Annotated in this window: 22 protein-coding genes; 10 read left to right on the forward strand and 12 right to left on the reverse strand. The window is 43.6% G+C overall.

The window, feature by feature from the left end; genetic code table 11:
- The first annotated feature begins 110 nt into the window (after positions 1 to 110).
- Positions 111 to 278, forward strand: a complete 168-nt coding sequence (locus GZK95_RS22155) for a hypothetical protein (protein ID WP_167369921.1) — start codon at positions 111 to 113, stop codon at positions 276 to 278.
- Between the two features lie 26 nt (positions 279 to 304).
- Here the strand turns inward: GZK95_RS22155 and GZK95_RS19840 are convergent, their stop codons facing one another.
- Positions 305 to 2422: a sensor domain-containing diguanylate cyclase gene (locus GZK95_RS19840; protein ID WP_075712884.1), complete on the reverse strand. Its 2118-nt coding sequence runs from the start codon at positions 2420 to 2422 to the stop codon at positions 305 to 307.
- A 492-nt stretch (positions 2423 to 2914) separates the two neighbouring features.
- Between GZK95_RS19840 and GZK95_RS19845 the strand changes: the two genes are divergently transcribed.
- On the forward strand, positions 2915 to 3424 hold the full coding sequence (locus tag GZK95_RS19845) for a L,D-transpeptidase family protein (protein ID WP_404817659.1): 510 nt from the start codon (positions 2915 to 2917) through the stop codon (positions 3422 to 3424).
- A gap of 58 nt (positions 3425 to 3482) precedes the next feature.
- Here the strand turns inward: GZK95_RS19845 and GZK95_RS19850 are convergent, their stop codons facing one another.
- The 5 genes from GZK95_RS19850 to GZK95_RS19870 form a co-directional block, all read right to left on the reverse strand.
- Positions 3483 to 3884: an OsmC family protein gene (locus tag GZK95_RS19850; protein ID WP_075708767.1), complete on the reverse strand. Its 402-nt coding sequence runs from the start codon at positions 3882 to 3884 to the stop codon at positions 3483 to 3485.
- A 13-nt stretch (positions 3885 to 3897) separates the two neighbouring features.
- Positions 3898 to 4890, reverse strand: coding sequence for a Gfo/Idh/MocA family protein (locus GZK95_RS19855; protein WP_075708774.1), 993 nt, complete (start codon positions 4888 to 4890; stop codon positions 3898 to 3900).
- A 5-nt stretch (positions 4891 to 4895) separates the two neighbouring features.
- Positions 4896 to 5510: a LysE family translocator gene (locus GZK95_RS19860; protein ID WP_075708766.1), complete on the reverse strand. Its 615-nt coding sequence runs from the start codon at positions 5508 to 5510 to the stop codon at positions 4896 to 4898.
- A 114-nt stretch (positions 5511 to 5624) separates the two neighbouring features.
- Positions 5625 to 6545: a LysR family transcriptional regulator gene (locus GZK95_RS19865; RefSeq protein ID WP_075712882.1), complete on the reverse strand. Its 921-nt coding sequence runs from the start codon at positions 6543 to 6545 to the stop codon at positions 5625 to 5627.
- Positions 6538 to 6987 (reverse strand): Lrp/AsnC family transcriptional regulator, encoded by a 450-nt coding sequence (locus GZK95_RS19870; protein WP_075708762.1) that lies wholly within the window; start codon positions 6985 to 6987, stop codon positions 6538 to 6540. Before GZK95_RS19870 ends, GZK95_RS19865 begins: the two co-directional genes overlap by 8 nt.
- 276 nt (positions 6988 to 7263) lie before the next feature.
- On the opposite strand from GZK95_RS19870, the gene yjeH reads away from it, so the two are divergent.
- Positions 7264 to 8529: an L-methionine/branched-chain amino acid transporter gene (yjeH, locus tag GZK95_RS19875; protein WP_075708760.1), complete on the forward strand. Its 1266-nt coding sequence runs from the start codon at positions 7264 to 7266 to the stop codon at positions 8527 to 8529.
- Here the strand turns inward: yjeH and GZK95_RS19880 are convergent.
- Entirely contained in the window at positions 8522 to 9529 is a 1008-nt protein-coding gene (locus GZK95_RS19880) for an AraC family transcriptional regulator (RefSeq protein WP_075712880.1), read from the reverse strand. The two genes, yjeH and GZK95_RS19880, sit on opposite strands and share 8 nt — an antisense overlap.
- A 108-nt stretch (positions 9530 to 9637) precedes the next feature.
- On the opposite strand from GZK95_RS19880, the gene GZK95_RS19885 reads away from it, so the two are divergent.
- A complete protein-coding gene (locus tag GZK95_RS19885; protein ID WP_075708756.1) occupies positions 9638 to 9967 on the forward strand; it encodes an MFS transporter in 330 nt (109 codons plus the stop codon).
- Positions 9961 to 11184: an HlyD family secretion protein gene (locus tag GZK95_RS19890; RefSeq protein ID WP_075708754.1), complete on the forward strand. Its 1224-nt coding sequence runs from the start codon at positions 9961 to 9963 to the stop codon at positions 11182 to 11184. The genes GZK95_RS19885 and GZK95_RS19890 overlap by 7 nt, the downstream gene beginning before the upstream one ends.
- A gap of 296 nt (positions 11185 to 11480) precedes the next feature.
- Here the strand turns inward: GZK95_RS19890 and GZK95_RS19895 are convergent, their stop codons facing one another.
- The 3 genes from GZK95_RS19895 to GZK95_RS19905 form a co-directional block, all read right to left on the reverse strand.
- Complete coding sequence (locus tag GZK95_RS19895) at positions 11481 to 11879, reverse strand: NUDIX hydrolase (protein WP_075712878.1); 399 nt, start codon at positions 11877 to 11879, stop codon at positions 11481 to 11483.
- Positions 11880 to 12169: 290 nt separating this feature from the next.
- Complete coding sequence (locus GZK95_RS19900) at positions 12170 to 12862, reverse strand: hypothetical protein (RefSeq protein WP_161987239.1); 693 nt, start codon at positions 12860 to 12862, stop codon at positions 12170 to 12172.
- A gap of 243 nt (positions 12863 to 13105) precedes the next feature.
- A complete protein-coding gene (locus GZK95_RS19905; RefSeq protein ID WP_075715819.1) occupies positions 13106 to 16669 on the reverse strand; it encodes an ATP-binding protein in 3564 nt (1187 codons plus the stop codon).
- 379 nt (positions 16670 to 17048) lie between these two features.
- Here GZK95_RS19905 and GZK95_RS19910 point away from each other — a divergent pair, with 379 nt between their 5' ends.
- The 3 genes from GZK95_RS19910 to GZK95_RS19920 all read left to right on the forward strand — a co-directional run bounded on the left by GZK95_RS19910 (position 17049) and on the right by GZK95_RS19920 (position 19181).
- Positions 17049 to 17570, forward strand: coding sequence for a peptidylprolyl isomerase (locus GZK95_RS19910; protein WP_075715820.1), 522 nt, complete (start codon positions 17049 to 17051; stop codon positions 17568 to 17570).
- Positions 17571 to 17866: 296 nt separating this feature from the next.
- Positions 17867 to 18778, forward strand: coding sequence for a CDF family Co(II)/Ni(II) efflux transporter DmeF (dmeF, locus tag GZK95_RS19915; RefSeq protein ID WP_075715821.1), 912 nt, complete (start codon positions 17867 to 17869; stop codon positions 18776 to 18778).
- Positions 18765 to 19181 (forward strand): MarR family winged helix-turn-helix transcriptional regulator, encoded by a 417-nt coding sequence (locus tag GZK95_RS19920; protein WP_075715822.1) that lies wholly within the window; start codon positions 18765 to 18767, stop codon positions 19179 to 19181. The genes dmeF and GZK95_RS19920 overlap by 14 nt, the downstream gene beginning before the upstream one ends.
- A gap of 29 nt (positions 19182 to 19210) precedes the next feature.
- Here the strand turns inward: GZK95_RS19920 and GZK95_RS19925 are convergent, their stop codons facing one another.
- Both GZK95_RS19925 and modF read right to left on the reverse strand, forming a co-directional pair.
- Positions 19211 to 19969, reverse strand: a complete 759-nt coding sequence (locus tag GZK95_RS19925; RefSeq protein ID WP_083626315.1) for a RecX family transcriptional regulator — start codon at positions 19967 to 19969, stop codon at positions 19211 to 19213.
- A 201-nt stretch (positions 19970 to 20170) separates the two neighbouring features.
- Positions 20171 to 21619, reverse strand: coding sequence for a molybdate ABC transporter ATP-binding protein ModF (modF, locus tag GZK95_RS19930; RefSeq protein ID WP_075715824.1), 1449 nt, complete (start codon positions 21617 to 21619; stop codon positions 20171 to 20173).
- Positions 21620 to 22023: 404 nt separating this feature from the next.
- Between modF and GZK95_RS19935 the strand changes: the two genes are divergently transcribed.
- Positions 22024 to 22914, forward strand: coding sequence for a LysR family transcriptional regulator (locus GZK95_RS19935; protein WP_075708738.1), 891 nt, complete (start codon positions 22024 to 22026; stop codon positions 22912 to 22914).
- A gap of 257 nt (positions 22915 to 23171) precedes the next feature.
- Positions 23172 to 24482, forward strand: a complete 1311-nt coding sequence (locus GZK95_RS19940; RefSeq protein ID WP_075715825.1) for a C45 family autoproteolytic acyltransferase/hydolase — start codon at positions 23172 to 23174, stop codon at positions 24480 to 24482.
- The last annotated feature ends 70 nt before the right edge of the window (positions 24483 to 24552 follow it).

A 24552-nucleotide genomic window follows, 5' to 3' on the forward strand; every position in this document is an offset into this window, starting at 1 on the left:
CCATAAAAGGAATATTTCTTGCATGATTTATGGTAATCAACGAACCTTTGCCGCTATTTAAAGTCTACTTCTATAATAAGTAGGTGAGCGGTAATACAACGGGGAGTGCCATGTCTGCAATTAAAAAAGAGCAAGTCGGCAAATATTATCGAATACTCTATTTTGATGGTGAGAAAATTGTTGAAATGACGGTGCCTGCCGAGACTCGATCTCAAGCGATTGAGGTACTCAAGCAGTACGGTTATAGCGCCAGTGATATTTTTTCTATTTACCCTTAATAACGGCAGCCAACAGCTGCCGTTTTTTATTCCAGCACGGTTTCCAAACCACCGTTAATAAGATTGCGCCCTTTCGCTTTGGCTGCATATAAAGCTTTGTCGGCATGATTGTACAGCGTGTCAAAATTAAAGTCGTCACGCTTCATTTTGGTGACAGTGTAACCCACAGAGACAGTTAAAACGCCACGTCCATCATTGTCAGCATGCGGAATCGCTTCTTCTTCAATACTTGAACGTATTTTTTCAGCCAATCTTGCGACTTGCGATTCATCTTTATTTGCCACCAGCAAAGCAAACTCTTCGCCGCCAATTCGGCAAAACACTTCGTTCGACTGCTCTGCCCTTTTTTGTAACAACCCACCAACACGCATCAACGCGATATCGCCCTGCATATGACCATAGTAATTGTTGTACAAGCCAAAATGGTCGATATCGACCAGAATCAATGCGAACGTCTCCTCAACCTGCTTGTTGCTATCGCATATTTCTTCCATGACAGCTTCAAGCATACGACGGTTGCCAAGACGGGTTAATGGATCCATTTTTGCTAAAATCTCAAGCTGCTCATTAGCTTGCTGCAACTCTTTCGTGCGCGCTTTAACTTCTTGTTCCAATGTTTCATTGAGCACATGAACCGCCTCTTGAGCCCTAGTGCGCAACAACACTTCACTTAAGTTTGATGCAAACATCCGGATCACTTCGCGCAATTGATGGGTTAATGGTGAACGGCGGATAAGGTTATCTGCCGCAATAAACGCAATCGGCTCGCCAGAACTACTGGTGAGCATCGTCATCGCGGTCCAACCAAAACCAACAATATGAAAATCATGATAAATCGGCACCGACTCTTCAAATACCACCTCATTGGGATTTGAACGGGCATTATCAACAATAGTTCTATCGACTATTTCTGAGCGGTAATAGGACTCATCAACAACATTACCGTGAATGTCTGTACCCCACGTTCCTTGCATATAAGAGCAATTTTCATCGGTGAGAAACACCGCAAGGCGGTCAATACCAAGTCGCGTGATACCAAAGGTCACTGCGGACTTACACACATCACGCACCGTCATACAACGGGAAAGTTCAACCATACTTGCGTGCAGCATACGCACATTTTGCTCTTGGCGTTTACGAATATAAATTTGTGAAAGCAATGAGCCAAAAGACTCAAGCATTTGCTTTTGATAGGAGGTGATCGGGAAGCGATGAATAAAGTTATCCAATGCAACCCAACCAATGGTATCTCCACCGTCACGCAAAATAAGCATGCCATTCCACCCCTGCCCGATGACGTTACCATCATTGTAAAGGGGGGCATCTTCAATCACGATTAGGCTTTCACTTCCTTCAAACAGAGCGTTGATGTAGGCTTCTTCCAAATGATGGAGATCATACTGAGTATGATGAATGTCGGTGGTATTGCCTTTCTCATCTGTCCCATAGGTGCCACTAAAGCAGCGTTTCTTAATATCGAGTAGCATCAACGCCACCCGATCAATCCCCAGATGACCACGAATAGACTCGACGGCAAAACGGTGCAAATCATCCAAGGTTTCCGGGTTGGATATCTCGACAGCGATTTTTTGCACCAGCTTCATATCTTCAATAAACTGTTCGCGTTGCTGGATCACATCAAGATACTTTGCTTCCTTAATATCACGCTGCCGATACTCTCGCGTTGCTTCAAGTTCAGCGCGTAAGCATTGCCAGCGCGCTGCAACAATCTGCATTAAATCTAACGAGCTATCTTCGCTAGCTTGGGTCACTTTTTGCGAGTTTGCATTGTCGATAATTAAGTAAGTGCGGGCTTGGCTATGGTTATCTAACACAAAAAGATAAGTTTCAACGTCGCTGCTGGTGCGGCTTTTAAAGTGGCTACTAGACATCGTCAGAGGAATCATTCCATCGCAGGTATCAAACTGCGCCCCCCACGACCAAAAAGATTCTGAGTACTTATTTGGATCACTAGGCTCACCAATAAAGTGGACGATTTTGCGCGAGCGACACAGCTCTTGCTCAGAGACGATACTCAACGATTTAGGCTCAACTAAAGCGTCAAGATGCTCAAATAAAGCATTCGCTAAAAACTTATGATTTCTTGCTGACATGATGTCTTTAAGTAGTGCGCGCGCAAACATGGTGATCTTAACTCGTATTGAAATTTATTTTCCCGCAGCACCAAACTATCACCCAGCCATATGCAATCATATTTATTTTGAAGCATGCTGTTAACTCACTCGCAGTTAACAGTGATGAGTTTTTTTATACATGAGGCCTCTTGCATTTTTTGACCTTATTTCCATTTTTTGCATTTTCGCGATCATGGTGGCAAAGACCTGAACGACAACGAAAATGGACAATCTTGTCACTCCGGTTATCAAGTTCTACTCTGTTTATTAGACACAAGGTATGATTTGTGGAAAAGTTTCATCATGGCACCTAACGCAAGCTTATTGCGTGAGTTAGGAATAACAATAAATAACAACGATACCCAAGTCGCTTCAAAAGACGGATTCAGAGCGTCTCAACTGATTCGAGAATGAGCATGTAGAGGCTTTATTGCCGCTTATTTTCGAGCTCATCGGTGAGGCTACTTGGAACACGCCCAAATAATGGGCATAACAAAGATAATAATGAAGTTTTTACTATCACTTTTGTTCGTCGTCCTATCAGCGTCAGTCTACTCAGAGACAGATATTTCTGTCCCCAGCGCTGTGTCAGTCAATAAAGTTACCGTTGATAAATCCAAACGACGCTTATATCTGATGAACAACGATCAAGTTGTTCGAGAGTTTCGCATTGCTCTTGGCAAACGGCCCGTAGGACATAAGGTTTACGAAGGTGATCAGCGTACGCCTGAAGGGATATACAAGCTCGAATTTGTTATGGAGGACTCGCAGTTCTACCGTTCGATTCACATCAGTTACCCCAATGAACAAGATGTTGCCTTTGCTCAGCGGTTAAACCTAAACCCTGGGGGTGATATTAAGATTCACGGTCAGAAAAATGGTGAGTTACGCCCTAGTAAGTTTGTGCAAAGCTTTGACTGGACGGATGGCTGTATTGCACTCACCAACGAAGAGATGGATGAGTTGCTGTCTCTAGTGAAAGTCGGCACGCCGATTGAAATCTTGCCATAAGAAGCGCATCAAAAAAGCCGAACGAAATGTTCGGCTCTTTCCATAAAGAATTGGGTAACTAGGCGATGATTTCCCAGCTATGAGTCATCTTAACGCCTTCACCTAACATCAAGCAGACCGAACAATACTTTTCCAAAGATGCTGACGTCACTTGCTCAACCGTGTCAGCATCAAGATCTTCACCAGATACTTCAAAATGAATATTAACCTGCGTGAAGATACGCGGTGGTGTCTCGCGACGCTCTGTTGTGAGTTTCGCTGTACAGGAAGCGACGTTTTTACCCGCTTGTTTCAACCCGTCAACAACGTCAACAGAACTGCAGCCACCCGCCGCCATTAACACCATTTCCATCGGGCTTGGCGCCGTTGCACCACCATTACCATCCATGACAATTGAATGGCCTGATTGAGATTGACCCAAGAACTTAAAATCTTCGATCCATTTTACTTCTGCTTGCATCTGCACTTCTCTTTTATATAGCATCTTGGGGGAAAACGACCCCAGTTTGACGACGAATTTCTGTCAACAGTTTAGCGACGATCAGCGAACGCGTTTTACGTGCTGGATTCATTTTATTATTGTAGAACTGCTCGGCAAAATCGAGCGTTTCATAAAACATAGGATTGGCATGTTGCTCAAGCGTCAAATCTTCTGGTTCTTGACCACGCATGATTTTCGTGACCTTTTTACCCGTTGAAATCATCTCGACTTGCAGTACACCTTGCTCACCTTGAATTTCACTCGGCAGTTTTGAGTCACTAGTCTTTGAGTGTTGTAGAACCACCTCAAAGCCATCATAGTTGAGCAGTACGCTACCGCTTCCATCCACGCCAGATTTAAGCAGTTGAGCCTGTGCTTGCACACTTTGAGGCTCACCAAATAATGCGACAGCTGACGATAGACAGTAAAAACCAATATCCATAATTGAGCCATTGGCAAACTCTGGATTGAATGTATTGGGATTCTCTCCTGCCAAGTATTTAGGGTAACGTGAGGAGTACTGACAATAACTGATGAATGCTTTGCTAATCGGTCCAATATGCTCAAGTTGAGCTTGCAGTAGCTTAAAGTTTGGCGCATGCATCGACATAAAAGCCTCATAAAGCAGCACTTGATGCTCTTCGGCAACGGCAAACATTTGTTGCGCCAGTTTTTCATTGGCCGCTAATGGCTTTTCGCAAATCACATGTTTACCCGCACGCATCATTTGCATCGCTTGGGGGGCATGCAGTGAGTTGGGGCTAGCAATATACACCACATCTATATCGTCACTACTTGCTAAGGCTTGCAAGTCGTCAAACAAGCGTGGTTGCGATTCAAGATTTGAATACTTCTCAGCGAACTGAGCAGCGCTCGATAATGAACGCGAGTAAATCGCAGCAAGTTGATATTTGCCACTCACCAAAGCAGCATCAATAAACTGGTCGGTAATCCAGTTAGTACCTATAACAGCAAGTCTTATCATCATTTCTACACAGTAAATACAACACGAAGGGCTAACAGAATAAGAATGATGCCAGAAAGTCTATCAATCAACTGTGCTTGATTACGTATTTTATCAATAAGCTTGGGACTCGATAGTAGAAACGTAATCAATGTGTACCACAAACCGTCAACGATTAATGGTGTGAGCACAATAATAGACTTACTCGCAACATCACTGCCGATAGCAATAAATTGGCTAAATAGAGCAATAAAAAACAACGCAATCTTTGGGCTAAGTATTGAGATAAAGAAACCTTCTCGAGCCGACTGCATTAGAGTGGTTTGTTCGCCTGACTCCAACTTAGCCGCAACACCACCTTTAGAGCGAAGTGCGTTCACGCCCAAGTAAGCCAAATAAGCCGCCCCAGCATAAGCGATGGTTTTAAAAAGCAAAGGAGACTGCTGCAGAACCACCGCGAGACCAATTAAGGTGATAAAAGCGTAAATGCCGATACCTAACGCATGCGCCCAAGCCGTGACAAAACCATTTGAACGCCCACCAGCTAAACTGTGCTTTGCCACCACGGCAAGGCTAGGCCCTGGCGACATTGCGCCAAGTAAGCATATGGTAAATAAAGAGAACCAAACTGTAAGAGTCATACTATGTAATCAATAAAAAAGGATGAAGAACAACTTACTCTCGATTAGAAATGATTTGAAATCAAAGTTACTCATAGTTGCTATGATTTCAAATCATAGCATTCATCTCAACAGTTAAATAATCTGAATCGACTTGGGCGAGATACGCATAACGTCGAGCACCTGATTTCGCATCCACTCATGACCTCGGTCTTGATCAAACTTGGGATGCCACATTAACCAATACTGGTGCATCAAACATTGGAAAGGCAATGGTCGATAAACGAGAGACGCATCTTGAGAAATATTCATCGCAATATGATCAGGCACGATCATCAATAAATCCGTCTCTTGAAGCACTTTGACTGCTGTCGAAAAGAAAGGGACTTTGACCGCGACTCGGCGTTGTAACCCAAGTTCCTTTAACGCTAAGTCAGCATGAGTGTCTTTGTCCCCTCCCCCTGTCACTTTTAAGTGTGGGTAACTGACGATCGCGTCGGCGCACCAGTCAGATAAAGCGCTAAGCGGATGCTCGGCTCGCATTAAGCAAACAGGCTGGTCTTCACCAATCTTAATGCTAGATAGGTGGTTGGGGGCTTCTGGCAACATGGTAGAAGCAAGGTCAATACCCAGTTGCTGCATGTTGAGCAGGTACTCTTGCTGCCACAAGCGGTAGCTAAAATCGAGCAAAGGTGCTCGCTTGCCTAAGATAGGAATGATTTGAGGAACAATAAACTGGGCGACATAGTCACTTGAAGCAAAGACAAACTCTTGCTGCCAGCTCTCAGGCTCAAAAGGCGCATCATTGAACAGTTCATCTGCTTGCAGCAGCACTTGATTGACTTTAGTCAGTAGAGCCTGCGCTCGCTGCGTAGGCAGTAACCGATTTCCATCGCGAACAAGCAGTGGATCATCACACAATTCTCTCAGTTGTCCGAGCTGGCGACTCACCGCGGACTGAGTCAGATTAAGCCGCGCAGCCGCGCGACTTACATGACACTCTTCGATCAAGACTTGCAATGAGCGCAGTAAATTTAAGTTGATATGATTAATCATTACGCAAGTTATTGAAAAGCTCCGTTAATACTGTATGCGTTGTCAATTGATAGAGATCTGGAATCTGGTGCAGCTCATTGCGAATATTATTGAGTTGCTCCATGGTCGATGTTTCAACATACAACATCATATCCGTCTCACCACTGATGGCATGGCTCCACTTCACGCCGTCAATTTGATAGATCTTCGCGGCATAAGCTTCACTATGCTTTGTTGACGTCGACGTATCAAATTTCAGTGCTAAGTAAGCTTTGATAACCACGCTTTCCTCAGGTCTAACAATATTGGCATGGTAGCCAAGAATGATACCTTGCTTCTCGAGCTTTTTTACTCTCGCTGTAACTGCCGAGCGTGACAAATTGACCTGCTTCGCGAGCTCACTTACCGAAAGGCGAGCATCGTATTTCAACAAAGTCAGTATTTTTTCATCAAATTGGTCCATATTGCCTCAAAAATCCTCGAAACCACCACTAAAAACCACACAATTGAGATTAAATCGAAACAAATTTAACTAGAGTTCAATCATACTCGATAGCAATAGGGTCTCCCCCGTCAATATGCCTATTTTTACATATAATTCAGTCATTTTGCTGATCATTTTGCTCGTTTTGTCTAATGACCCATGTATTAATTGAGCGTAATCTAAAGCTAATATAAAACCAGCTCATAAAGTCTGAAATTTGCGTCGATAATATGAGCATAGAATGGAATAGAAGCGATGGCAGAGCTTAAAAAAGAAATCACCTTACTCTCTGGGATAGGCCAAATGTCGACGACTTTACTTGGCACTGGCTTGTTTATGGTACCGGCAATTGCAGCCGGTATTGCTGGAGAGCACTCCCTATGGTCATGGCTAGTGTTGCTGATAGCCATTTGTCCGGTAGCATTGACCTTTGCGATGCTGGGCAAGCAGTATCCAAGTGCCGGTGGCACCGCATTCTTTGTGCGCAAGGCATTTAGTCAACGATTAGAGAAGAGTATTGCTTGGTTGTTTTTGAGCGTCATTCCGGTTGGTGTACCTGCCGCAGTGACCATGGGTGCCGGATTCCTCCAGCCCATTCTGCCTGAATCAATGAATCATCCGCTTGTTGCTCAAGTCATCACTGTGATTCTATTGATGGTTGTTAACCTCTCCGGTGCCAAAGTGTCTGGTCAGGTACAAACTGTCATCGCCTTGAGCATTGTAACTTTAGTTGCGTCATTCTGGTGGTTTGGCGATGTATCGGTGTCAGAAATCACAATGCCTGCGGTAGTAAGCAGTGACTGGTTTGCTATCGGTACTGCACTGTCAGTGATGTTCTGGTGTTTTGTTGGTATCGAAGCTTTTGCCCACATGGGAGAAGAATTTAAATCTCCAGAGCGAGACTTCCCGATCGCGATCATTGTTGGCTGTCTTGTGGCGGGCGTAGTGTACTGGGCGTGTTCGGTTGTGGTACTTAAGTTCCATGCGTATGGTACAGCGGAGTTTGACTCAGGCTCAATTCCTTACCTTGCCAACTTACTGTATGGTCCGAAAGTACAGTTATTGATCACTTTAATTGGCTTTGCGACCTGTTTTGCTAGCATCAACTTATATACGCAAAGTCTATCGCGTATGCTTTGGGCCCAAGCCCGCGATTACATGCCAACAAGCCGTCTAGCCGAGTTGTCTGGGAATGGCGTACCCTCTTACGCGACATTAGCAGTGGGCGCAATGCTGCTTCTATCTTGCTTTATTGGCGAGATCTCGCAACTTGATCTGGAATTTTTCCTCAAACTTGCAAACGGCGTATTTGTCCTCATTTATCTAATGGCGATGCTGTCAGCATGTAAGCTACTGACTGGCACTCCTAAGGTGCTTGCTTACCTCTCTTTGGTCATCTGTGTGATTATGATGGCTTGTGTCGGCTGGTCGATGCTGTACGCATTGGTGTTGTTTGCTGTTTTGGTTTATCGAATCAAACCGGACCAAAATACACAATCTTCTGATGTACCAGCTATCTAAGCTCTTCAATACGCTTAATAAATTGCTTGGGAGTTAACGCTCTCTGCTTTTTAAACATACGATTAAAGCTCGCAACGTTTTGGTAGCCCAAGCGTTGCGAGACCTCTTCAATCGAGACGCCTTTGTCCAACAAACCAACCGCAATGTTGCTCAACACATATCCAGTCACGTTGGTAAAGTTCATACCAATCGCATGCAGACGGCGTTGAAACTGCTGCGGGGATAACCCCACTAAGCTCGAGACGCGCTCGACAGTTGGAAAGCCATAGTGGCAACTGTAATTGAGCACTTCATAAATAACCTTAATCTCATCCCCTGCTTCAGGCATGTTGAGAAATTCGTCCAGCTCAGCAAAACTCATCGCGAGTTGTTTTTTACCGCCAATCAATTGTGATTGAGTCGCCAATCTTAAATCAGCCGGAAACCACACTTCTGTTTTAGAGTGATTCCACCCCACATCGCAACCAAAATAATCACTGTATTTCTTTTGGTTACTGCGACTACCAGGCAACATAATTCGCATTGGCGTGAAGTGCTCGCCAGCATAATGGCGAATCACTTTACACATAAAAATGGCGGCACGAACCCCATCATGCGCTTTATTGTTAACATCAATAAATGGGTTTTGGTATGCCCATTTAATAATGGGCCCACTTTGTGAAGCCGTCAGATAAGCGCCAGATTGCAAACTGGCAATGCCGTAGTTTAACCGCCGAATCGCAGATGCAAGGTCAATCCCAGAGAACAACCAACGAGCAACCGCTCCTAAATCTTCTGGACGAATATCAGCAGCCACATCAAGGATGATGTCTGGGTTTCCGCTCTGTAACTCTAGTTGTTGATACCATCGGTTGGCTTCAGAGACCGGAATCAATGTCATAGGCTGCATCAGCACAGAATCCGCAATCGCCAACGAGTTGGCAGGTAACCCATACCGCTGCATGACCCTAAAATGGATGTTTCTCAGCCCCAAAGCTCGGATAAAACGCACTTTTCTCATGACAGATTTAATCAACTGAAATTAATAATTGATTTAATCTGTCACATAAGCAGCCAAATTTCAAATCTTGATCACAATCTCCTGCGTAACTTTTTAGAGGAGTGATACATGAGTCTAGTTAGCGTGCCATTTGTCGGTACCGGAGCAGACACTGCACTGCATATTTTCGCTGCCGTTGTCCTTGTTGGCACCATCGGCGCCGTCGCCTACGGTTTTTGGCGCTTTCATGAACTTCCAATCAACAAAGCGCACAGTAAAGACCACCAGCAAATTGGTTTAATTACCGCGTTAACTTGGATTGGTTTCATCTGGCATTGGGTTTGGGTGTTGGCTGTTATTTTAGCGTTTGTGGATATGGAAAAAGCCATTATCAACCTACGTGATACATGGCGCCACGGCACGAACAACAACCACAACAATGAGGACTCAGCATGTTAGAAGGCTTGGCCATTTGGGCGCTGTTTATTTATATCTTACGTTTTGTGGGTATGCCTTGGAACAAGTACACTAAATCCTTTGCTTACCTAGGAGGCACCGGATGGCTAATGTTCGTTTGGGTGGGTTTAATCAACTTTACTCCTATGGATCTATCCGGAGGCTCTGTTGTTCAGTCACCGCACATTCAGTTGCGCCCAGACTCTACAGCAGTTAAAGGCAAAGTAACTAAGATTCATATCTCGCCAAATCAGCAGTTAGAGAAAGGTCAGTTGATCTATGAAATTGACGATACGAAATATCAAATCGCACTTCGTCAAGCAGAGGTCAGTGCTCAAGCAGCACAAGTCGCGCTTGACGTTGCGATTCAAGATGTAGACGTTGCTAAAGCGAACTACCAATCAGAACTGCAAGAGTTACAAACTAGCAAAGCTCAGTTAGCAACGGCAGAAGCCGATTATAAACTGCAACTCAACACGCTTACGCGTTACCAAAAGCAGAACCAGATTGTCAGTGACACCATTACTGAAAGTGATATGGAAAAGCAGCACACAACGGTTGTCAAAGCTGAACATACAATCGAGACGATCGAATCTCAAATTGCGACAAAGCATGTTGAAGTAGAAAAAGCGATGTTAGACATCAACAAAGCTCGACTTACCATTCAGAGCCGCAAGAGCGATTTAAGTACCGCTGAGCAGAACGTTGCCAAAGCGCAGTGGGATCTCGACAGCACCAAAGTCTATGCCCCCGCGGATGGCTTTGTGACTAACTTTATACTTCGCGAAGGGCAACGTGTTTCTATGATGCCACGCCTACAAATGTATACCGATGAAAAGTACGTACTTATGCGGGTAAACCATCAAGCGATGCGTAATATTAAGGCCGGTCAAGCCGCTGAATTTTCCTCTTCTGTCTATCCGGGCAAAATCTTCTCTGCCCAAGTCGAGGGGATCGTTGAAGCGACTGGCGAATCACAATCTAACCTACTGGGTGTTGATCAATCGGTGCGAACAACAACAGGCAAAAACTTGCAGAACAAACACCACTTTGTTCGTTTGAAAATTGATGAGCCAGAAGGTTATGACATACCTGTAGGTTCTGTCGGCTTAGCGTGGGTCAGTGCAGAAAAGCCAATTAGTTTTCTCAATTTCTTGGATGTGATTCGAGGCATTATTATCCGCATGAAATCACAGCTGTACTTCTTCTATTCTGTTTAGTAACCCGAGGCGAATTTATAAACGTTAATTTTATCAGTAGCATTTTTGCGACAGTTGCATTTTGCAATTGCATATTGCAACTTAGACGCATGAGTGAGACAGAAAACAAGGGGTTGCGCACATTTATGCACATGAAAAAGATGGCACATAAAATGCTATTTATAAAGTGACCCTTATTAAGCCGAGGGTCACCTAGCCAACTGACGTTGTTAGTGAACGCGTTTTGTTCACACATAATGTAGCCAATCACACTGTTGTGATTGGCTTTTCTTTTTTAGCTAGGTAGGAAAATGATGTTACGCAGGAATGAGGGAGTATTGCTGTAGGTACTGGTTGATAAACTCACGATCCGCTGGATGGAAATCGTCCTGAGGGATTATCTCTGGGCTCATCCAACTGAACTCTTGCTTAATCGAGGCATCTGCAGCCTTTGGCTCTACCCCTTCATTTGCACGTAAAATTACAAAGTAGATGCGGCCACCTAACTGATTCACTTTGGTGTAAGTTGCCGTATGTTTAAGACCTCGAATACCCGTCTCTTCCGCCAACTCTCGGATAGCGGCATCCGTACCTGTCTCATCTAGGCCAACTTTCCCTCCAGGAAATTCCAGTACCATTCCCTTTTCTGCACGGTAGCGTTTTTGAACTAACACCTTGCCTTGTTTTACAACTACCGCCATAGCCAAATGTTTCACTTATATCTCCTTTGTTTAAATCAATCATGTCGCTTGGATTCGATAGAACTTCTGCGTGTTCTTTTAACAATCGCCAAGATGACACGATCAGTTAGAATGTTTGACAAGGTATATGGTAACAAGAGATAAAAAAAATACCCGTACCCAGATAGCAAAATGATGAAATTAAATAATGTAAAACAACAATAATAATTTAAATTGGCACTTTACAAACCTAGCTTTCAACGCTTAATTTATTTTCCGGATTAAAATAAATAACACCCGGAACATCCGTTGTTTAGTTAATTCTTTTAACATAGTAAGTAAGGTGCTTTTAAATATACTTTTTTGCGTAAAAAGCTCCGAACTGCTTGGTAGGCACTACATGTGATTAAGCTATAGCAAAGTAATTCAATCCCCTCTTCAGAGATGTTTTTGACTTCTCGCGTATAGTTTTCGCCCATCGCCTCACGCCAAAAATCTCCCATTCCATAAAGACGTGAAAAAACAAGCAGCAAAATAACGCACGCCATCATCTGCTTAAAATACGAGTTCGACATCAATACGGCCATCTCTTTAAAGGTGTTGCGACCACCACGCAAACTTTGATAAATAGCAGCAAGACTCACTAGTAGGGCCGGATACAACCAAAAGCCATGGCTAATCGTGTCCAACCAAAAATCCATTTCTCGGATAGCTAAAGCAGAAAAGAAACCTGCGACTAAAATCGCCGCATGTTGAACTTCGTTTATTTTAATTGACAGGTAGCAAAATAAGGCACCTAGCGATAACAATAAAATTATCTGAACAAACTCAGTAAATGAATATTCACCTAAACCCTGGCTAAAATATAAGATATCAATACGTAAAGACAAATTAACTAAGACACTTATTACTACGATAGAAAAAAGATAATAAAGAGTATTAACAAACACTTGCTTTGTATCACTGTCAATTATATTGCCCTGTTCGGTTAGGCTTTTCTTCGCAACTTGAGACTTCATATAATCTACCTAGAATCGCTGTTGTTCTGATCAGAAACATTGGACGTATAAATAAGCGTAGTGTAGATATAAGAATACGGTATATGTCAGTCGTCATAGAAATGTAGCAATTTGCTCGCGATCAAATTGTACATAATACAAGCAATGTAATTGCAGACTTTGTTTTGCTTTTGGCAGGATGTATGCATTGATAAAAATTCGCCCCGCTGTTAATAACAAACGGGGCGAAGTCATACAAAAGTATTAGTGGTTGTTCACTAGCCATTCCTGATAGAGAACAATTAAACGCGAGAGTTCTGTTAGCACATCGTCGGTCTCTGCATCTCCGTGTAACTCTGCCGTTTCTTCCCACGCTTTGGCAGCGTTGGTTAGGCTGTCTAACTGCAGTAACGCTGAAGAGCCTTTTAAGCGGTGAATCACTTGCGCCAGTCCCTCTCGTTGCTCAATCAGTTCACGCTCTTGAATAAAGGATTCAACCACCACGCTCATTATCTCTACACGCTCACCGTCCTGATGTTCCTCAAGCCAAATAAAATCCTCGCTCACAGAGATTTGCTCTTGGGCTACCTTAGGCGCTTTCACCACCAGATACCGTTTTAGCACTCGGCTTAGTACTTCCATGGTGTAAGGTTTGTAGATCATGTGGCACATACCCGCTTGATTCGCTTTCTCTACGGCGATTTTTGAATCTTCCGCCGTACATCCAACTACCGGTAAATGTGATAGCTCTAAGTGATGTTTGATTTTTTTTGTCAGCTCGTAGCCATCTAAGTTAGGCATATGACAATCGGTCACCACCAAGTCAACCTCCTCTGCGTGCTGGCAGAGATATTCAAAAGCTTCTAGCCCATCGTTGAGCAGAACAGGTTTGATACCCAACTTTAAGAATTGCTTGTTGAACAATAATCGGTTGATCGGATCATCATCAACTACGACGACATTTCCAACAAACTCACACTCAGGGTTTTGTGGCGAACTTTGATGCTCATTGAGACGATATAACGCATTAAAAATCCAATCTGGGTAAAGGTTGTTCCAACTACCACGTGGAACACTAATTTCCTTCGCACTGGTGTCATTAACTTGCCAAGTTGTTAGCCATTGTGTGACATCTTCATCCAGCGAAAACGCTTTTACATCTTGAGTTGAAAACTGCGATGTTGCCCCTGCTGGCAAACTTACCCGAATGCGAGTTCCAACACCGTAGTCACTGGTGATATCGAGGTCACCCGACATCATTTCAACAATGCTTTTTACTATCGTCATGCCTAGCCCTGTCCCACCATATTTCCTTGTGATTGAGACATCAGCTTGCGCGAAAGGCGTAAAGATGTGCGATAACTGTTCATCTGTCATACCACAGCCCGAGTCACTCACTTCGACAACGAGTTGGTGTTGTTGTAGCTCCACGGCAACTTTGATTTCCCCAGTTTGCGTGAACTTCACAGCATTGCTGAGCAGATTATTGAGCACTTGCGCGACTCGCAACCAATCCAGTGCTGCTTCCACATAAGGCGTTGGTTTCCAGTCTAAGAAGAAGCCAAGGTTTTTCATCTCAGCATTCGACTCGTAAGTTCTCAGTAATGACGACAGCTCAGTGTAGACGTTGCCATTTCGCACATCCAAATGGAACTGGTTTGCCTTAATTTTTGAAATATCCAGAATATCGTTAACCAGCAGCCTTAAACGCGTTGCGGATAATTGAGCGTTAGACAGTAACTCGATGTTCTCTTCACTTTCCACTTTGGTGCTCATCAACTCCATTAAGCCAATCAACGCAGCAATCGGGGTTCTAAGCTCATGGCTGATCGTCGCAAGGAACAAATCGCGAGATTTGATTGCCTTGAGCGCTTTTTCGTTCGACTGTTTGAGCTCGTTTTTTTGCTTTTCTAATGTTGTATAGTCATCGTAAACCATCATCTTATAACGACCATCGTCGTTCATCCCGCCAATTTCATTTTCAAGCACGCGTAAATAGCGATGAGAGTAATGACACTGACAGACTAAATGTCCAATCCCCTCTGAGCGCTGCGCTTGATTCTTGATGAGACAATGATTTTTGCTGAAATTGACACATTCCATACCATGTTTTTTGAACGCTTTGTTGGATAGGACTATCTCACCTTGTTGGTCATAAATGGCGATCATACTTGGAAGCCGATCGAGCAGATCACTCAGCCAAGTGAGCCGTCTTGCATTTTGCTGGGCGACTTCGTCAGCCTTATGTAACGACTTCGCCAAGCGATTCGCTTTAAGCTGAAAAGCAAGCACGATCAAAAGGAACAAGGAAAAAATCGATAGCGCGATAACCGCAATATTCGCTTTATCATAGCCATATTGAGCTATCACCTTATGGTGTTTAAGATGCAGCATCTCAATCTCATTGGCGCTGATCAATTGCAGCACATCATTAACCATTGATTGCAATAACGAACTCTTGGCCGCTAACGTAAAGCCCAGTTCGATACTGAGATCCTTAACATTAGGAGCAAGCACAATTCTGTAAATATCACTGTTATTGCCGTACGCGTAGTAATCGACTACATATGATGGAATATACGCGTAATCAACTTCGCCTTGCGTCATTTCTTTCAATAACTGATCAAGGTCTGTAAACAAAATCGGCTTTTTATCAAATAGTTGTTCTGTTTTGGGCAACACCAAGCGCCCAGAGCGGTCAAGTACCGCGGTTTTCCCTTGGCCAGACTTCGAGGTGGCTTCAACCAAAGTCCAGTTAACTTTGCCAAAAGAAGTCGAGTAGATAAACTCGTCCTTGTCACTCGTCACATGCCCTGGCAAAAGATCAATCTCACCACTTCTCAGCATATCCACTGGGTCTTTGCCGTTAGGGGCAACATATTCAAAACGAATCCCACTCTTACGCGACATCATGGACATCAAATCATGAATATAACCAACCTGTTGACCAGTATTCTCATCACGATAAGAGAACGGACGCATGTTTTCTTCAAAACTGTAGCGAATTTCGCTATGCCCATATTCCAAGCTAAGTGCACTGAGCATCATCTCACCACCAATTGAGTCAATCAACGTACGTTGATTACGCTCTAGTGACTCTCGAGAATCGTTGAGGTAGTTATTAAGTTGCTGATATAAATCGAGGTTATTCTTCGATGTCAGGATAGATGCAGGGTAATTTGGCAGCGGAGTATAGTAATCAATATACCCCGCCCACTCGCCGAAAGTGCGCTCAGATAAATATTGCTCAGCAGATACAACATCTGTGTAGATCGCATCAATCTCACCGGACATTAATGCACGCATCAACAAGCGTGTTGAATGATAGGTCGCTGTATTGCCTAACTCTTTAGATCGTAGGACCTCACAATAAACTGAGCCACGCGCACACCCCCAATTCAATGCTTGAGCAGGTATGTTTTTCATGCTTGAGTCATGATACCAAGTTACCGAGCGAATATTGTAAATCGGCGGCGTGTAGGCAAAGTAAGGTTCGCCTTCTTGCGTCTTAGCGTAACCCATTGCCATATCGATTTTGCCTTTGTACAAAGCAAAAAGCAGTTCATCGCGATCACTAAAGTAGTGATACGTCACCTTCGCTCCAATTGATTGCGCAAATTGAAAGGCAATATCTTGATAAGTGGTATTGTTTTCACCAACAGTGGCAGGACGCCACAAGCAGTTGTGTACACCGTACTGTCTTCCGACAACAAGCTCTTTTACGCTCGAGTTAGCACTGTTCTGCTGTTCATCTAAAGGCATATCGCTAGCGAGTGACTGCGGCGATATTAAGAAAAAAGACAATAAAAAGAGAAGCATAGACTTCATAAAAACAATCCATCTGACGGCGAAAGCAGCTATTATCACCACATCCGACCTCTTCTCTAGTAATATCGTTAATAAATTTTTTATAGCGACGATAAATCCTCTTAATTCACCGCTTAGCAGCTCAAGGATTACCACCACCGTCCAGTATGATTTAGTGAAGACCTCTCTCTCCTCAAGGGGGCTGTTTCAGCGAGAATCACTTGGTCTGCAGACAAGGCAATGAGTTAAAGGTCGAGTGGTTCTAAACCAAAAATCATAAACGAAGTATCAGCGCCACAGGAACTTTATCCAACTCCTCTGCCTCTCCTTATGATTGAATATTTTGTTATCAGACACTTTTCCTTATACTGCCCAGCAAATTTATTAACCTAAAGCCAATATGATTACATTAGTGACCAACTACGGTGATATTGAAATCACCCTCAACCATTCTCAAGCACCAGAGACATGCAAAAACTTCCTGCGTTACTGCCAAGAAGGCTTCTATAGCAACACGCTATTTCACCGCGTTATCGATGGATTTATGATCCAAGGTGGGGGCTACGAGCTTCGCGATGATGGTTTTGCGCTTAATATGCTAGAAAAAAAAACGCATGCACCAATTGGCAATGAAGCCTATAACGGACTAAAAAACGTCAAAGGTTCTGTCGCTATGGCAAGAACTGATGCCCCTCACTCCGCCACAGCGCAGTTCTTCATTAATGTAGCCGACAATGATTTCTTGGATCACACGGGCAAAACCAATTACGGTTGGGGCTATGCCGTTTTCGCAACCGTGACCGCAGGTATTGAGATCGTGGAAAAAATCGCTCAGTTAGACACCTGCACTCGATTTGGACACGAAGACATGCCAGCTTGTGATGTCATCATCGAGAAAGTGATCATTCAGCCTCAAAACTGATCACGCAGATACCACTTAACAAGGTGGCACTATGCTAAAACACTAATCCGCCATAGCGCCACCTTGCCCCAACTGGAATACTCCCTCTTACAGGGACAGACACCATATAACCCTTTAGCACATCCCCTTACAGGGACACACACCATAACGCCCTTTAGTACATCCCCTTACAAGGACAGGCACCATAGTAGCTAACTCATCGGTGCTGATTGTTTAGCTTCCTCAATGTTGATTTAGTTTGACTATCAAATATAATTAAATTTAAATACTTTGATTATCAAACTAAAGGCACAACCATGCACTCGATTAAGCACGAACACAATTTCGTCAAACACAATCACCAAGGAGAGAAGCGTACAGCTTGGGTGCTGTTGCTTACTCTCACAACAATGATCATTGAAATTGTTGCCGGAACCATGTTCGGTTCAATGGCTTTACTTGCTGATGGTTGGCATATGGGGACACACGCCGCAGCTTTTTGCATCACTTTGTTTGCCTATCGATACGCCAAGAAAAATGCCCATAATCAACGTTTTTCTTTCGGCACTGGTAAAGTGAGTGTGTTGGGAGGATACACCAGTGCAATTGCGCTGGGGATTGTCGCAATATTGATGTTTACCGAATCCGTCAATCGCTTGTTCAACCCTCATACCATCCAGTTTAATGAAGCGATTATCGTGGCGATCATCGGCTTAGTGGTAAACCTAGTCAGCATGTTCTTACTAGGCGATCACCATGGTCATGAACATACTCACGAACACGCTAATTCACATCACCACCAGCACGATCACAATCTTCGGGCCGCATACATGCATGTACTTGCAGATACACTAACCTCACTGCTCGCCATTATCGCCCTCGTCATTGGCAAGTTTTATGGTTGGAACTGGTTGGATGCCGTAATGGGAATGGTCGGCGCGCTTGTCATCACTAAATGGACACTAAATCTACTGAGTCAAACTAGCCCGATCTTGCTCGATGAAAGTATAGAAGATGATTATCGTGAAGCGGTCAAGGCACAACTCGCCCCCTACGGCGAAGTGACCGATCTCCATATTTGGAAGATTAGTAGCGACCATTACAGCGCAGCCATCACTATAGACTCGTCCAGTGACCTGTCGCTAACAGACTACAAGCAAAAGCTTGCCCAGTTTGATAGAATTAGCCATCTCACTTTGGAAGTTCATTCAAACCATGCAAGATCTTGAAAACCTAAATCAATTGCTAACAGAGTTCTATGACAAAATGTCTTCTTGGGAACTGTCTGTCGTTAAAGAAACCGGATACTCACTCGCACAAGTTCATACAATTGAGGTTCTCGGCAATCACGGTCAAATGAGAATGAAAGAACTTGCTGACAAACTGAGTATTACAACGGGCACGCTGACTGTGCAGGTCGACAAGTTGGTTACAGCGGGTTTGATTGAGCGTCTCCCTCACCCTGAAGATAGACGTTCTATTGTGGTTGGACTGACAAGCCAAGGGCTGACGATCCACCAGCACCACAATCAACTCCACCTTGACCTGGTAAAAGATCTCACTAGAAACCTTGATGATAGCCACGTAAAACAGTTCGTTTCTATTTTGTCGAAAGTCAACACAGAGTTCTAAGCTGGGATTCGAAAACGAGCTTCTCCCAGCTAATCCAATTCAGTCATCGCAAACTGAATTTCGTCAGAACTGAACCCTTTGCGGCTTAGCATCGCATACGCTTTACTGCGCTCGCTGTGAACAGTCAGGTCATAAGACTTTTTACTTAGTTGTTCTAAACACGCAGTGTAAAAGTCGAGTTGTTCTGCGTTAATTAACTTCTCAACTAAAACGTCAAGTTCGCTAATATCGATTTTACGCTGACGAAGCTCTTGGCGAATAACCGTAAGCCCCTTACCTTTGCGGGCATATTTCAATACCTCTTTTTCAAGGTCCGCTTTCTCAGCTTTAATCTCTAGGTTGGTTTTCAGTTGATGGTAGCAAGCATGCTGTTTGATTGCTTGATTGACTTGGGCATAACTAAAGCCACGTTTTTGCAGCGTTGCAGTGAGTTTTTCTTTACTCATCGTAAAGGTTTGATAGTAGTTATTGACTCGCTCATTGAGCATCGTTTGCTCATCGATATTCAGTGATTCTTTCACTTTCGCGATCGCTTCATTAACCAGTGATTCATCAAGCCCTTTCTTGTTTAGTTTGTCACGAATATATTCACTACCATATTCATTCGCATACGAGCGCTCAACAAATTGCTCAGCAAACTGTTTGTCTGATTTGAGGTAACCAAAGCCACGCAGTTTTTCTAAAGTATCGTCAATCCACTCTTGGTTATCTGTCTTTAACCTCAGCTTAGCGACAAGCTCTGCTTCAGTTAAATCTTTCTGACCTAAATGCCACAACGCTGAGTTCATCACGCTTTCGACGCGTCTGGCTTTTCTTACTCGGTTTTCTTCTGGATACAAACTAGAGGGCTCTTTGATGGAGAATATTGAAGAGAGTGTACATCAATAGAAAAGAATTTTATCTACCTTGAGCTTTACACCCAAATATAATCTCGTTGCGTATCTGACCACTTCAGTCCCCTGAAGTGGTTGGCAATCGAAATAAAGGACCTACTCAATATAACCTTTGTAGCACTGGGCTTGTTGATCAAACTGGAACTCAAGATAGTTTTGAATACTGCTTAAACCATCTTCTTGATAGTGAGAAACATAGAGAAGCTGGCTTAAATTTTCTTTGGCAATGAGCTCTAGGGTGTTTTTCACCAATACTCGACCTAAGTAATCTAAGCCTTGATAAGGTTCGTCCAAAATCAACAGCGTCGGCTGCTTCACGATCGCTCGGGCAATCAATAGCAAGCGCTGCTGACCATACTCCAGTTGTTTAAAAGAGGTTTTCTCATATTGCTCCATATGAAGAATCGTTAACCACTCCTTGGCAATCGTGATTTCTTTTTTGCTCGGTTGGGAATAAAGACCAATGGAGTCATAAAAGCCCGATAGAATCACATCCAATGCGCTGCAATTAACACGGTATTGAAGATGCAGAGCCGACGATACCATCCCGATATGTTGCTTAATTTCCCATATCGTCTCACCACTACCACGCTTCTTACCAAAGATATGTATATCGTTACTATAGCACTGCGGGTGATCACCAAATATCAACCCCAACAAGGTGCTCTTGCCGCAGCCATTCGGCCCTTTGACTTGCCAGTGCTGACCTTTATCAATACGCCAATTCAAATCAGTAAAAATGGTTTTTTCGATATATTCCACCTTACCGTTTTTCAGTTCAAAGATCGGGTTGTCAAAATGGGTTGAATGTTGGTGCTGACGAATCAGAGCCATCATTGCTTCGCTTTGCTTCTCTGATTGAGATTTGATCTGCGCGATAATTGGGTGTTGATCCCAGCTTTGCTTGTCCATAACACTATCCAATTTCCCGCCATTGAACAGAGCAATCCGCTCTATCCAATCCGGCATATCAGATTCACGCGAAAAGGTAATCAACATCTGTACCGATTGAGAAAGTGCTTGAAGGTAGCGAGCTAATGATGCTCGATGCTCTACATCTAACCCTGTAAATGGGTTGTCGAGCAGTACTAAATCGGGCTTGGTAGCCAGCGCGCGTGCCAGCATCACTCGTCTTGTCTCTCCGGTAGAAAGCACTCGAAAACCCGTTTCAGCCAAATGGGAAAGGTCGAGCTCTTTTAACAGCTTTTGTGCCAAAGCTTCATCTTGACTCACTTCAAAAATCAACTCGTATACCGAACTGCCTTGATCAATCCGATCAAGAAAATCGGTATCGTCTTTTTCAATCTCTTGCTCTAGCAATCGCTGCTGTTCAGATAGGGAGACTTGCGCAATATGGTGATTTTCGATGTTTAGCTCACCAGATTCAGGTTTAATCTCACCGCATAGCAAGTCACCAAGTATTGAGCCAATATCCCCCAGTGAGCTAAAAATGCCCCACGGTTGGCCCGCTTCAATGTACCAATCGTCGATGGTAAGTATTGAGGTGTTTTCCTTTGCAGTAAGCTGATGAAAATGAATCGGCATTGCTTTTATCTTCCATGATTTATTGTCGTTTTATTTGTTATACCAAGCTTGCTGTTTTGAATGCCAATGTTTGGCACGAGAAAACCCCGCTTATTGAACAAAATGTGAACTGGAAAGTCGCTGCATGTGCAGCCTCCTACTCTGAGCTGTCCCACGCCACTTTTCGTATATTCGTGGGCGATGGGCTTAACACTACCCGAACTCTCTTAAACTGCGAGGCCACAGAAAACGACTATTCACTTTCGTACACCCTGTATCCCTCATTTGAGCATTACTGCTAAGGCATTGGCATGGTTCAAAAATCGCCAATTTTAGATTAGGAATTGCAAGAGCATAAGTTTGCTATATGACCAATAAAACGTTAACTTGATGCGTAATAAAACATCTCTTTAGGAGTCGCTCTTTTGTTCAACCTCGAACAGACTTTAGCATTTGTTACAACCGTTGAAGAAGGTTCATTTTCTGCCGCGGCAAGAAAGCTGCAGAAAAGCCAAAGCTCCGTCAGCATCGGGGTGAGCAACCTTGAAGATGAGTTAGATATAGAGTTGTTTGATCGCAATACTCGTAAGCCAACGCTCACCGAAGCAGGCAATAGACTTTATCATCAGGCAAAACTTTTACTGCGCCAAGCGGATAAGATGAACAGCTACGCGTTGGCAATCAACAACGAAGTTGAGAGTAAAGTTGTCATCGGAACTGATCCTGCTGCGCCACTCTCCTGTTTAGACTCTATCTTGCTTAAAATAGATCGAGAGTTTCCCAATACCGAGGTAGAAATTCGGCTGCTTAACCACTTATCACTGCAACAAGCTTTGCTAGATCATACCGTTGATCTAGGTATACATTTTGGGGCAGACGCTTACCCTCAATACCTCAACTTTGCATCAATCCATCAATATAAGTGGCTATGTGTATGTAGCCCAGATTACTCACTTGCTTCACTTGATATTATCTCGAATGAAGAGCTATTGGCTGCTCGGCAAATTATCTGTGAGTCTATGCTGCATCATCCTGTATTGAGCAAAACTTCCATTTTCTCTCAAGATACATGGCAAGCAGACAACCTCACCCAATGCAGCCACCTAATTGAGCTGGGACTTGGGTGGGGCATTTTACCTTCTGATTGGTGTGCTGAACGATTTGAACTAGGCTCTTTGATAACGATAGAACCTGAGTTTAATCAAACCCAAATGCACTCAGCCTTAGATTTTGTCTGGGCATCAAATCGTAATATAGGAAAAGTTTGTAGAACCATCATTGAACACTTTACCGTGCAAAAATCGAGTCACATTTAACTTGTAAGCAATCAATCCTAAACCACCAGTTGCGAAAGAGTTTTTATATCAGCTCACTATATTAAGACGCTCTCCCTACCGCTTATGCGAAGGGCTTATTTTAAAGCAGTCGCCATCCAGAATGGCGATGCAAACCAGATACCTCCGCCAATTCCCACACGCCTTTCTATTCGAATATCGAATAATAACCAATTTATACTATTCGAGATTTAGCCCTAGTATAGAGCCATCTAAACAACAGAATAGAGATGAATTGTATGAAGAAAACTATCTTGGCTTCACTTATCGCGCTAAGCGCTTCTGGTGCTTTTGTATCCAACAGGGCTATTGCTGGTGTTCCACCAGTAGAGCACCAAGTAAGTATTTCAAACGATGCATCTGAGTTCTTCACCGTTGAGGTATCAGGCACCAGCTACGAACGCGGCTACAAACATGGTAGAGAGCTGCGCAAAGTTATTCGCCATGCGGTAAACCGCTTTAAATATGACATGGTTAGCAACCTACTGAGTTCATTAGGTACAGACCTGAAATATGCAGACTTCCACAATCACATCTTTAACAACACAGGCTTGTTAGCCACAGCCAAAAAGGAAGTTCCAGATTTAGTAGAAGAGATGCAAGGTATTGCCGATGGTTCGGGTCTTTCGTTTGAAGAGATCTTTGCATGGAATGCGACCTCATATGATGCCATGTTTTGGGTGATTGAAGATATGACAGGCATTGACCCAATGCTTGCCATGGAAAAAGCTCAACACGGCAGTGCTATCCCAGGTCACTGTTCACATGCTTCCGTATGGGGAGACAACAAGGCATCCGTTGGTTACACGTTAGATTGGATTCGCGCAATGGAAGGCTCTCAAAGTCTTATCAAGCACGTTAACGACGATGGCTCTGTCATTCTAATGACAGCATTTGCTGGCATGGTCGGTGGTCACGGTATCTATGCCAAAGAAGGGGCAGCTCATACTTTCAGCCCACACTCTAAATTCCAGCTTGAGCACAACATGAATGGACTGGCTCAAATATTTGTTTACCGTAAGTTGCTTGAAGCAGGATCAGTAGACAACGGCATTGAGTTCTTGAACAACATCAAGCCTGCAGAAGGTCTGACTTACACACTTACTGACTATACTGGCACTCGCGCATTTGAGGTTTCGGCAAACAAAGTTGTTGAGTTTAAGATGGATGGAAATCAGATGGTTTCTGCAAACGTTGCTCGCGTAAACAACGATCTTAGCGTCAGCTACAAAGCAGACTTACATCTGACAGACACAAAAATCGATATGACCAACTTGCCAACAACGTATTGGGAATACAACAAAGATAGTGTTAATCGCTTTAAACTACTAAGTAGCAGCATCAAAGGCAAAACACCTGCTGATATGAACCCAGAGAAATGGACAGAGATCTTCAGTCAAAAGCCTGTTAACAAGCCAGTTGATGAAAAACTAGAGACATCCAACTTCTGGCATGTGGTTGAGATCGACCAAGAGTACATTAACTACCACGTTGCGCCGAGCAATCCAGGGAACATCAAACTTGAAAGCTACCGCATCAAGTACAACTAAGTGCAGTCAAGCTAAATAGCGTTGTTCTTGCGCTGCTAGCTCTAAAGTCTATAACAATAAGTTCGACATT

The organism is Vibrio panuliri (genome assembly GCF_009938205.1).
Lineage (GTDB): Bacteria > Pseudomonadota > Gammaproteobacteria > Enterobacterales > Vibrionaceae > Vibrio > Vibrio panuliri.

What these genes read in the sequence shown, in the direction of transcription:
- GZK95_RS22155 (WP_167369921.1), top strand. Translation starts at nt 111, where the DNA reads ATGTCTGCAATTAAAAAAGAGCAAGTCGGCAAATATTATCGAATACTC.
- GZK95_RS19840 (WP_075712884.1), bottom strand. Translation starts at nt 2,422, where the DNA reads ATGTTTGCGCGCGCACTACTTAAAGACATCATGTCAGCAAGAAATCAT.
- GZK95_RS19850 (WP_075708767.1), bottom strand. Translation starts at nt 3,884, where the DNA reads ATGCAAGCAGAAGTAAAATGGATCGAAGATTTTAAGTTCTTGGGTCAA.
- GZK95_RS19855 (WP_075708774.1), bottom strand. Translation starts at nt 4,890, where the DNA reads ATGATAAGACTTGCTGTTATAGGTACTAACTGGATTACCGACCAGTTT.
- GZK95_RS19860 (WP_075708766.1), bottom strand. Translation starts at nt 5,510, where the DNA reads ATGACTCTTACAGTTTGGTTCTCTTTATTTACCATATGCTTACTTGGC.
- GZK95_RS19865 (WP_075712882.1), bottom strand. Translation starts at nt 6,545, where the DNA reads ATGATTAATCATATCAACTTAAATTTACTGCGCTCATTGCAAGTCTTG.
- GZK95_RS19870 (WP_075708762.1), bottom strand. Translation starts at nt 6,987, where the DNA reads ATGGACCAATTTGATGAAAAAATACTGACTTTGTTGAAATACGATGCT.
- yjeH (WP_075708760.1), top strand. Translation starts at nt 7,264, where the DNA reads ATGGCAGAGCTTAAAAAAGAAATCACCTTACTCTCTGGGATAGGCCAA.
- GZK95_RS19880 (WP_075712880.1), bottom strand. Translation starts at nt 9,529, where the DNA reads ATGAGAAAAGTGCGTTTTATCCGAGCTTTGGGGCTGAGAAACATCCAT.
- GZK95_RS19885 (WP_075708756.1), top strand. Translation starts at nt 9,638, where the DNA reads ATGAGTCTAGTTAGCGTGCCATTTGTCGGTACCGGAGCAGACACTGCA.
- GZK95_RS19890 (WP_075708754.1), top strand. Translation starts at nt 9,961, where the DNA reads ATGTTAGAAGGCTTGGCCATTTGGGCGCTGTTTATTTATATCTTACGT.
- GZK95_RS19900 (WP_161987239.1), bottom strand. Translation starts at nt 12,862, where the DNA reads ATGAAGTCTCAAGTTGCGAAGAAAAGCCTAACCGAACAGGGCAATATA.
- GZK95_RS19905 (WP_075715819.1), bottom strand. Translation starts at nt 16,669, where the DNA reads ATGAAGTCTATGCTTCTCTTTTTATTGTCTTTTTTCTTAATATCGCCG.
- GZK95_RS19910 (WP_075715820.1), top strand. Translation starts at nt 17,049, where the DNA reads ATGATTACATTAGTGACCAACTACGGTGATATTGAAATCACCCTCAAC.
- dmeF (WP_075715821.1), top strand. Translation starts at nt 17,867, where the DNA reads ATGCACTCGATTAAGCACGAACACAATTTCGTCAAACACAATCACCAA.
- GZK95_RS19920 (WP_075715822.1), top strand. Translation starts at nt 18,765, where the DNA reads ATGCAAGATCTTGAAAACCTAAATCAATTGCTAACAGAGTTCTATGAC.
- GZK95_RS19925 (WP_083626315.1), bottom strand. Translation starts at nt 19,969, where the DNA reads ATGAACTCAGCGTTGTGGCATTTAGGTCAGAAAGATTTAACTGAAGCA.
- modF (WP_075715824.1), bottom strand. Translation starts at nt 21,619, where the DNA reads ATGCCGATTCATTTTCATCAGCTTACTGCAAAGGAAAACACCTCAATA.
- GZK95_RS19940 (WP_075715825.1), top strand. Translation starts at nt 23,172, where the DNA reads ATGAAGAAAACTATCTTGGCTTCACTTATCGCGCTAAGCGCTTCTGGT.